At 62.3% G+C, this 7,031-nt stretch carries 8 protein-coding genes and 1 pseudogene; 3 read left to right on the plus strand and 6 right to left on the minus strand.

The window, feature by feature from the left end:
* Positions 1 to 103 (plus strand): annotated as a pseudogene (locus tag ABSB13_RS16160) (IS110 family transposase); the annotation flags it as partial.
* Positions 104 to 361: 258 nt separating this feature from the next.
* Here ABSB13_RS16160 and ABSB13_RS16165 read toward each other — a convergent pair.
* Positions 362 to 646 carry a type II toxin-antitoxin system RelE/ParE family toxin gene (locus tag ABSB13_RS16165; RefSeq protein ID WP_428110311.1) on the minus strand — a complete coding sequence of 95 codons (285 nt, stop codon included), beginning with the start codon at positions 644 to 646 and terminating at the stop codon, positions 362 to 364.
* The gene (locus ABSB13_RS16170; protein WP_428110313.1) at positions 627 to 878 is read right to left on the minus strand and encodes a CopG family ribbon-helix-helix protein; all 252 of its coding nucleotides are present in this window, start codon (positions 876 to 878) and stop codon (positions 627 to 629) included. Before ABSB13_RS16170 ends, ABSB13_RS16165 begins: the two co-directional genes overlap by 20 nt.
* Before the next feature lie 101 nt (positions 879 to 979).
* On the opposite strand from ABSB13_RS16170, the gene ABSB13_RS16175 reads away from it, so the two are divergent.
* Entirely contained in the window at positions 980 to 1,765 is a 786-nt protein-coding gene (locus ABSB13_RS16175) for an NRDE family protein (RefSeq protein ID WP_428110315.1), read from the plus strand.
* A 310-nt stretch (positions 1,766 to 2,075) separates the two neighbouring features.
* On the opposite strand, the gene ABSB13_RS16180 is transcribed toward ABSB13_RS16175, so the two are convergent.
* Positions 2,076 to 2,261: a hypothetical protein gene (locus ABSB13_RS16180; protein ID WP_428110316.1), complete on the minus strand. Its 186-nt coding sequence runs from the start codon at positions 2,259 to 2,261 to the stop codon at positions 2,076 to 2,078.
* 29 nt (positions 2,262 to 2,290) lie between these two features.
* On the opposite strand from ABSB13_RS16180, the gene ABSB13_RS16185 reads away from it, so the two are divergent.
* Entirely contained in the window at positions 2,291 to 3,460 is a 1,170-nt protein-coding gene (locus tag ABSB13_RS16185) for a peptidylprolyl isomerase (protein WP_428110318.1), read from the plus strand.
* Positions 3,461 to 3,869: 409 nt separating this feature from the next.
* On the opposite strand, the gene ABSB13_RS16190 is transcribed toward ABSB13_RS16185, so the two are convergent.
* The 3 genes from ABSB13_RS16190 to ABSB13_RS16200 form a co-directional block, all read right to left on the minus strand.
* Positions 3,870 to 4,604, minus strand: coding sequence for an SDR family oxidoreductase (locus tag ABSB13_RS16190; RefSeq protein WP_428110319.1), 735 nt, complete (start codon positions 4,602 to 4,604; stop codon positions 3,870 to 3,872).
* Between the two features lie 50 nt (positions 4,605 to 4,654).
* Complete coding sequence (gene lpxC / locus ABSB13_RS16195; protein WP_428110320.1) at positions 4,655 to 5,932, minus strand: UDP-3-O-acyl-N-acetylglucosamine deacetylase; 1,278 nt, start codon at positions 5,930 to 5,932, stop codon at positions 4,655 to 4,657.
* Positions 5,933 to 5,983: 51 nt separating this feature from the next.
* Positions 5,984 to 7,031 (minus strand): sensor histidine kinase (locus ABSB13_RS16200; RefSeq protein ID WP_428110322.1); only part of this gene is annotated, 1,048 nt, incomplete at its 5' end.

Genomic DNA, 7,031 nt, shown 5'->3' on the forward strand with positions numbered 1-7,031 from the left:
GAAGCTCGCGCTGGTCGCCTGCATGCGCAAACTCATAACCATCCTCAATGCGATGCTTAAACATCGCACTCATTGGAGTGCTCCATGCCCAAATCCCGCTTGACTATCAACACAGTCGCTGCACCCAATGTAAAGGCCGCCCGCCGTTGGCGGTCGCGCCCCTGCCAACGGTTCACTACTGGGCTGCCATCGCCACGGCCAGTGGTGACGCCGGAACCTAATGTTAAGAGCAGGCAGGTGCAATGGCAGTCACTTTTTTCAAAAGTGGTCGGAAATGGTGCTGTGCGGCTGAGGTTTTCAGAAAAACGTTTCACGTGAAACGTTTTTTAGTTCAGGAGAACGAATCACGAAGCAGTGGCGCTTAGAACTTTTCGGGCCATTTTCTGGCGCCATGAAAGACGCGCAGGATTTCGACGGTCTCACCGCGCACCCGGTACGGAACGATGTACGGCGTCGCGCTCACCACCAGCTCGCGGGTGCCCGGAACCCGTCCGGTTCGGCCCAGGGCCGGATGGATGGCAAGCCGCTCGACGCTAGTCGCGATTCGGTCCACCATTTGCGCCGCCGCATCGGGGTCATCGCGTGCGATGTACTCGGCCTCCTCGTCGAGATTCCGCAGCGCGCGCCTAAGCCATCTGACCCGCACCGCGCCTCCACTTCCTCTTCACCGCCTGGACTTCTGCTTCACTTGCGAAGTCACCGGCATCAGCCTCCTTGAGCGCGGCTCTGATCTCCGTGATTTGCCATTCGTTCAAATCGACGTAAGCACGGATTGCCTCGGCCGCGACGTAGGACTTGGTCCGCTCCATCGCCTTGGCGAGTTTTTCAAGCCGGCTCTTCGTCTTACGGTCAACCCGGATCGTCATTACATCCGACATGCTCGTATTGTGCTGTATACACTAGCATACAGCAAGTGTGCGGGCCGCTGGCGAGGATGGGGTCTTGTGCGGGCACCCGGCGGACTGCCAATTTTGTATCGATGTGCACGCTGGCAATTTACTTTCAGGCGGCACGCGAATTTCCGGTGGTGATCGCCGCGAATCGCGATGAATTCCTCGATCGCGCCGCCGGCGAGCCGACTACCCTGCTCGAAAAGCCGCACGTGGTCGGCGGCAAAGACCTCAAGGCGGGAGGCACCTGGCTCGGAATCAGCGAGTATGGAGTCGTCGCGGGGCTGCTCAATCGCCGCGCCGCCAACGGCGGCAATCCGGATGCGCGATCGCGCGGGTGGCTGTGCCTGGACGCGCTTCGGCGCCGGACCGCGGCGGAAGCGGCCGAGTTCGCCGCCCGCGAGCGCGGCTCCGACTACAATCCATTCAACCTGCTGATGGTCTCGCGGACCGAGGGGTTCGTCGCTTACAACCGCGGCGCCTCGATCGAAGTTGTAGCGCTCAAGCCCGGGCTGCATCTGCTGACCAATCTCGACGTGGATGATTTCGAATGCCCGAAAATAAGCGCGTCGTATGGTAAGTTCGCAGAGCTCGGCAATCGCGCCGATTTCCAGCGCGATCCGATCGGACAGCGCGGCGCGCTGGCGGCGATCCTGGCCGACCATAATACCCAACTCGACTCGCGAATCGGCGCCGCCGCCGGCGGACGGCCCAATGCGCTATGTTTGCATCTCGATAATTACGGCACTCGCTCGTCGAGCCTGATCTTCATGCGCGGCGATACGCCTGAAATCGCGCACTACTTCGCGCCGGGGCCGCCGTGCCGAACCGCGTATGCGCTCGTCGAGATTCCGCAGGGGAGAAAATGCACTTAGTTAAATGTGAAACCCACCGTGGGTTTCACACTTCCTTGGGCAGGGGCTGCAGCCCCTGCACCCGCAGTGAGAAGACGCGAAAATCTGCGCAGCGCATCTTTTCGCGACTACGCCATGGAAGAGCCCGCGCGGCAGGGGTGACCCCTGCACCCAATGCTAATATGTTAATCGAAAAGTCCGCCGAAGCGTCCTTTTCTCTCAAGGCTGAGAGCGAAAGCCCGTCCTCGGGATTTCGCGATTTACCCTGCGCCGTCGCCGCCGCGACCAGTGAAAAACCCCGCGCGCAGCGGTCCGCTCCCCCGCGCGCGGCTCAGGGGCCGAAGTAAGCGGCGATGCCCGCCAGCAGGAAGCATCCGATCGCGATTAGCGCAGAGGCGAGAAAAATCGACGCGAGAAACGGCGGCTCGAACAGAAAAAACAGAATGAAGCCCGCGGTTATCGCGACGACGCTTGCGACTATCGCGAAGACCATGCTCACCGTGCGCAATTGCGCCATCGCGAATCTCCCCCTGGCAGGATGCGGCCGTGAATCAAAACATTTCCCTTGACGCCGAGGCGCATCCGAGTATACGCCGTGAGTTCATCGATGCGGTTGCCGTCGCCGGACGGGGACCGACCGGGAGTTTTGAATTGATGCACATTTGCCATCCAAGCTCGCGCCAGAAACCGATTGCCTGCCTGATTGTCGCGCTCGGAATCGCTTTCGTTGCCGCAACCGCGCAGCCAGTTTACGCGCAACTGGGTCAGTCGGGGCTCTCCTGGCAACAACGCTTCCTCGGCATCATTCCGCTGGTCAAGCCCGATCCGAAAGACCCGGTGGTGGTAACAGTCAACGGCACTCCGATTACGGCGGCGGAAATCGCCGATTACGCGAAGACCGAAGCGCAGATGATCAACGCAACCAGCACCGAAGAATCCAAGGCGGTGTTCCGCGATGCGGGCGAGAATCTGATCAACCGCGAACTGCTGCTGCAGGAGGCGCAGAAACGCAAGATCGCTTTTCCCGATGCCGAAGTGGCGCAGCACGCGCGCGAGTTCCAGATTGGAGGCGCGGAAGGCCAGACCGTCCCCCAGAACGGCGCCCCGGACGCGCAGTTGATGAGGGCGGTGCGGGGGTCGATGCTGATCGAGAAAATGCTCGACGACGAATTCCGCGCGCATCACGTGCAGCCCACCGACGCGCAGATCAAGGATTACTACGACGAGCATCGCGATCTGTTCGTCAAGGATCCCGGCGAAGTGCAGATCGCGCATATCGCCGTGAAGTTTCCGCCCAACGCGACCGACGCGCAGAAGAAAGCGGCGCAAGAAAAAATAATCAAGCTCTACAAGCAGGCGCTCAAGAGCAAGGACTTCGCCGCGCTCGCCAAGCAAAACTCCGAGGACACGGAATCCGCGGCCAAGGGCGGAGAGCTGGGCTACTTTCGGCCCGGGCAGCTGCCGCCGGTGGTGGACAAGATGGTGTTCGCGACGCCGGTGGGACAAGTGACGCAAATCCTCCAGTCGAATCTCGGCTACAGCTTTATCAAGGTGACTTCGCGGCGCGGCGAGACGATTGCACCGCTGGCCGAGGTGAAGGCGAAGGTCGCGATGTTCATCCTCGACGAGAATGAGGACGCGGTGGTGAAGGCGCTCATCAAGAAAATCGCCAAGGGCGCGAAGGTCGAATTCAAGAATCCGCCAGGGCAGGGGTGACCCCTGCACCCAGTGTTAAGGCCGCGCTCCGTTGTCGCGCGCAGCATGAAGGAAGAATCACCTGCGCGGTGGGCGGCAGGGGATGCAGCCCCTGCACCCGCAGTGAGAGGACGCGAAAATCTGCGCAACGCATCTTTTCGCGACTACGCGATGGACGGACTGAGCCCTGCATCCAGTGTTAAAACAAAGATGCGGGCATCGCCTTGTTAGAACTTTTCTTGTGTCATCCTGAGCGCGACAGAAGGAACCCGGATCCGGGATTCTTCGCTACAGCAGCTTTCGCTCTAGAATGACACGTGGGAAAGATGCGGGCTGACGGCCTGTTAGAAAAGTAATGGGGAGAGGCGGCGAGGTACGGTGCGCAAACTCCGGTCGGAATGACACAAAAAGCGCAGCGAGCGGTCGATTTCTAGACGAGGAGGCGTCCGCCGTCGAGCGCCAGCGTCGCGCCGGTGGCGAAGTCGGTGGCCTCGCAAAAGAAGATCACGGCGCGGGCGACGTCTTCCGGCGAGCCCATTTTTTTTGTCAGCGTGCGACTGACCAGCCGCGCTACTTCGCGCTTGCTGTATTCCTCGGGCGGCGCCACCATCCCCAGCGCGATGCAGTTCACCTGAACCTCGGGCGCAAGTTCTTTGGCGAGCGCCCGCGTCAGCCCAATCAGCCCGCTCTTCGACACCGAGTACGGCAGGTAGTCCTTGTACGGGCGGGTCGCGGCCCAATCGCCGAGGTTGACGATTTTCCCCGCGCCAACCCGGCGCATCGCTGCGCCGGCGAACTTCGACAGGAAGAACGGCGCTTTCAGGTTGGTATCGAGAGTTGTGTCCCAGTCGCGCTCGGTGATTTTCTGAAGCGGTTTGCGCGCGAAGACCGAAGCGGAGTTGACGAGGATGTCGATTCGGCCGAACGCGTCGAGCACGCCCGCGATCATCTGCTCGATTTCGGCGACGTTGTCGAGATTGGCGCGGAATGCCCGCGCCTTGCCGCGCATCCCGGCGATCTCAGCGACGACTGCGTCCGCCTCGGCCTGCGAGCTGCGATAGTGAACCGCGACCGAAGCGCCGCGGCCGGCAAATTTTATCGCGATCGCGCGTCCGACGCGGCGGCCCGCGCCGGTTACCAGGGCAACTTTTCCCTTGAGGTTCATGCGGGCGGTTTGCGCGATCAGATCAAGCGGCGCGGCTATTGGCGCCCGGTTCAGCTCGGCAGCGACGCGTAGATCGCCTTAACCATCGCGAGGTTGTCGGAATGCCCGGTCTTCGACGCGGTGACATGCGCATGCAGCGGGCGCCCGAGCAGGTACAGATCGCCCATCAGATCGAGGACCTTGTGGCGCGCGAATTCGTCGGGGAAGCGCAGCGTGGTGTTCACGACTTTGTCGTCATCGACAAGGATCAAGTTGTCGAGGCGGCCGCCGCTGGCAAGGCCATATTCGGCGAGCTTGCGGAACTCGCGCACGAAGCCAAAGGTGCGCGCCGGTGCAATTTCGCGGGTGTATGCGTCGGGCGAAGTGAGTTCGAAGTGCAACTGCTGAATGCCGATCGGTTTCGGGTAATCGAGCGTGTAGTCGATGATCAGATGGTCGGCGGGCTCGGCCTTCATAAACTCGAGGCCCGCGCCTTCCTCTCCGATGATGATCTTGTGTTTGATTCTGATCGGTTCGACGGTCGCGTCCTGCTCGGCAAGTCCGGCTTCACCAATCTGTTTGCAGAACTCGAGCGCCGAGCCGTCGAGCGCGGGTACTTCGTCGTCAGTCTTGATGAGCAGGTTGGTGATTCCAAACGCGTGCAGCGCCGACAGCAGATGTTCGACGGTGCGGACCGAGCGGCCGCCGCTGGTCAGCGTGGTGTTGTAGCCGGTGTCGGTGACGTTCTCGAAGCGGACCGGAATAGCAGTCTCGTCGGCGAGCGATGTGAATACGATTCCAAATCCCGGCGGCGCGGGATGCAGTATGACGCCGGTCTTGAGCCCGGTGTGAAGCCCCTGCCCGCCCATCACGATCGATCGCGCGACGGTTCGCTGCGGGGTCGCGCCGGCGCGGATGGCCTTGCGCCCGGCGGCGCGCGCTTCCGCGCTGAGGCCGCGCGGGTTGGACGGATCGGGCCCGGCGGAGTCGCCTTCGAGCGCCCGCGCGATCGAAGCGAGCAATCCGCTGACCGAGAACGGCTTCTGAATGAAATCGGCGGCGCCTAGTTTGGTCGCCGCGACCGCGCTCTGGATATTGGCGTGGCCTGAAATCATGATCACCGGGACGCGGGGCTGTTCGGCTTTGATCCGCCGCAGCAACTCGATGCCGTCCACATCGGGCATCCAGACGTCGAGCAGAACGATCGCGGGACTCTCGCGCGCAATCAGGTCCATCACACCGGGGGCGTCGCCGGTATCGACCACCCGGAAGCCTTCATCGCTCAGGATTCCGCGCAAGGCAGACCGAATCCGCTCCTCATCATCGACCACCAACACGGTCTCATTCACGTTAAATTTTCTCCGGGAATCGCGTTTCGTTGCAGCGCGGTAAGGATCGCATCAGCCGGTCGCCTTTGCGAATTGTAGGTCTTTTACAGGAAACTCCAGCACGAATCTACTTCCCCGCGGCTGGTTGTCGGTGACGCGGACGAAGCCGTGATGGTCGGTAACGATCGCGGAAACAATCGCGAGGCCCAGCCCGGTGCCGCCCTTTTTGCCCGAATAGTAGGGCTCGAAAATGCGCGTGCGCAGGCGCGGATCGATGCCGGGGCCGTTGTCCGCGACCTCGAGGGTTACGATTGAATTGTCGGGCCGGCGATGGCTGCGCACCTCGATCAACGGACCGGCGCCGTTATGACTGATGGCGGTGACCGCGGCGACCGCGTTGTCGAGCAGGTTGACCAGCGCGCGCTTCATCGCTTCGCGATCGATCGGGATGAGTGGAATCGCGGGGTCGAGCGCGAGGGTGAACTCGACGTTGGGATGCGCCGCGCGGAAATTCGCGACGGTCTCGCCGGCCAGCGCGTTGATGTCACCGGGAACCGGGTTCAGATGCGGCATCCGTGCGAACGCCGAGAACTCATTGACCAGCCGCTTCAGATCCTCGACTTCGCCGATGATCGTTCGCGTGCATTCCTCGACCAGCGCGGATTCGATTCCCGGACGCGCGCCGAGCTGGCGCCGAAGCCGTTCGGCTGAAAGCTGGATTGGCGTCAACGGATTTTTGATTTCGTGCGCGATTCGGCGCGCGACTTCGCGCCACGCCTCCATCCGCTCGACCTTCGCGATCTGGCTGACGTCCTCGAAGAACAGCACCGTTCCGGCCGGCTCGCCGGGGGCCTCGCCCAGCGGACTGGCGGTCATCATCAACTCGGTCTCGCCACCTGCGGCTTCGAATTTGACGGTCGAGCGGGCCTCGCGGGGACGCGTGGCGAAGGCGAACACGTCGTCGAGCACGCGGGCTAGCGCGGGTGGAAACGCGCCCTGGTAGTTGCGGCCTATGACGGCGGCGGCGCTCAGATCGAGCAGCCGCTCGGCGCATGGATTGATCGTGGTGACGACGCCGTCATGGTCCAGCCCGACGACGCCCGCCGACACGTTGCGCAGC

This window comes from Binatus sp. (SeqCode), assembly GCF_050013435.1.
GTDB lineage: Bacteria > Desulfobacterota > Binatia > Binatales > Binataceae > Binatus.